Source organism: Rhodococcus sp. CX (assembly GCF_015865005.1).
Classification (GTDB): domain Bacteria; phylum Actinomycetota; class Actinomycetes; order Mycobacteriales; family Mycobacteriaceae; genus Rhodococcus.
Map to the genome: position 1 here is coordinate 21,739 of NZ_JADZGH010000214.1, position 1,855 is coordinate 23,593.

General features: G+C 67.5%; 3 protein-coding genes. All 3 read left to right on the forward strand.

Annotation, left to right across the window (positions count from 1 at the left end):
* Positions 1-211 precede the first annotated feature (211 nt).
* Positions 212-1,042, forward strand: a complete 831-nt coding sequence (locus I0Q12_RS23610; protein WP_269437683.1) for a winged helix DNA-binding domain-containing protein — start codon at positions 212-214, stop codon at positions 1,040-1,042.
* Between the two features lie 60 nt (positions 1,043-1,102).
* Positions 1,103-1,681, forward strand: a complete 579-nt coding sequence (locus I0Q12_RS23615; RefSeq protein ID WP_197255270.1) for a pentapeptide repeat-containing protein — start codon at positions 1,103-1,105, stop codon at positions 1,679-1,681.
* Positions 1,682-1,715: 34 nt separating this feature from the next.
* Positions 1,716-1,855: tetrahydrofolate dehydrogenase/cyclohydrolase catalytic domain-containing protein (locus I0Q12_RS33675; protein WP_374068773.1), on the forward strand; the 140-nt coding region annotated here is incomplete at its 3' end.

Here is a 1,855-nt window from a genome sequence, read left to right on the forward strand (position 1 = left end):
TATTGCGGTCCCGAGACCGTCCGAGGGGGTGACACAGTCGAGGAGTTGTCCTGCACCCGAAGCGTCGGTGTGGGACACGGTCGAGCCCGCAACATCGCACGATGGTGTGGTGGGTAGCCGTGAGGAACGTGGATCTTCACCGCCTGCCACGTCAGTGGCAGGAAGTATCAGATTTACGTAGACGCTGATCAAGGATGCCGAGGCGTCGGGGCTGCACCGGGACGGCGAACGCTGGCTGGACGAGGTGAGCGGCCGGGTGCTCGACGCGCTGGCGGACGGTCGGGAAGCGACGTCCACGGAACTGCGGGCCGAGATTCCGCTGCTCGGGGGCTCGATGGAGTATGGCGTCGGAAAGTCCTGGGGCGGAGAGGTTTCGCTCGGGCCGCGTGTCCTCACGGTGCTGTCGGCGTCGGGAAAGGTGGTGCGGGCCTCGAACAACGGTTCGTGGCGGGTGTCGCGGCACAACTGGGCGACGACGGAGTCGTGGCTGGGCTCCGGGATCGAGTCGTGTGACGAGGCGGACGGGCTGCGCACGCTCGTCGAAATGTGGTTGCGTGCTTTCGGTCCCGGAACGGAGACCGACATCAAGTGGTGGCTCGGTTCGACCCTGAAAACCGTGCGCGCGGCACTCGCCGAACTGAACGCGGTCGAGGTAGATCTCGACGGTCGCACCGGGTATCTGCTCCCCGACGACCTCGAGGCGGCGCCGCTCGTCGAGCCGTGGGGTGCGCTGCTGCCGGCACTGGATCCCACCACGATGGGGTGGTTCGAGCGCGACTGGTACCTCGGGCCGTACCGGCAGCAACTGTTCGACACCGCAGGCAACGCGGGCCCTACCGCGTGGTGGGACGGCCGGATCGTCGGCACCTGGTGGCAGAACGACTCCAGGGCGGTGTGCCTGCATCTGCTCGAGGACATCGGATCGGAAGGGAGAGCCGTACTCGAGCAGGAGGCCGCCCGGCTCGACGAATGGGTGGGCGGCGATCGGGTGACCGTGAAGTTTCCGAGCCCGCTGGCGCGGGAACTGGCCGGTCGTGGCTGAGCCGCAGGTCCCGGGTCGTCGTCGCCTTGCCAGAACCGGTAGGGCGTGGACGATGAAGGTATGGGCAGCGACAACACCGAGGTCCTGTGGAGAGGAGCGCGCGTCACGGGACGAAGCTTCCGGGACGCGGATCTGCGCGGCTCGATCATCGAGGACGCGTTCTTCATCGACTGCGATTTCACCGATGCAGACCTGAAGGGAAGCAGCCACCTGCGCAGCACCTACCGATCGTGCACGTTCACCCGGACCGATCTGTCGGACAGCGTCTTCCGGCGCTGTTCGCTGGTGGGATCGGTGTTCAAACAATGCCCGATGCGCCATCTCGTCCTCGACGACGTCGACTTCACCCGCGCGAGTCTGCGCAGCGCCGACCTGCGTGGCCTGGACCTGAGCACCTGTATCTTCCGGGACGCCGACCTGACCCGCGCCGACATGCGGTACGCGGTGCTGCGGACGGTGGATCTGCTGGGCGCGCGGCCGGTGGGGGTCCGACTGGACGGCGCGGACCTGCGCGGCGCCCACATCGGTCCCGCATTGTGGCGCAGCGCGGAACTCGACCACACCCGGATCGAGCAGTCGCAGGCGATCGGTTACGCCCGCGCTCACGGCCTCGACATCGACGAGCCCGACCGCCGTTGAAGGACCGGGACACGGACCTGCGACAATGGCAGTCGTGACTGCGACGATCCTGGACGGCAAGGCAACCCGCGACGAGATTTTCGAGGACCTGAAGGCCCGTGTGGCCGCGCTGAAGGCGAAGGGCATCACGCCCGGCCTCGGCACCGTCCTCGTCGGCGACGATCCCGGATCGGC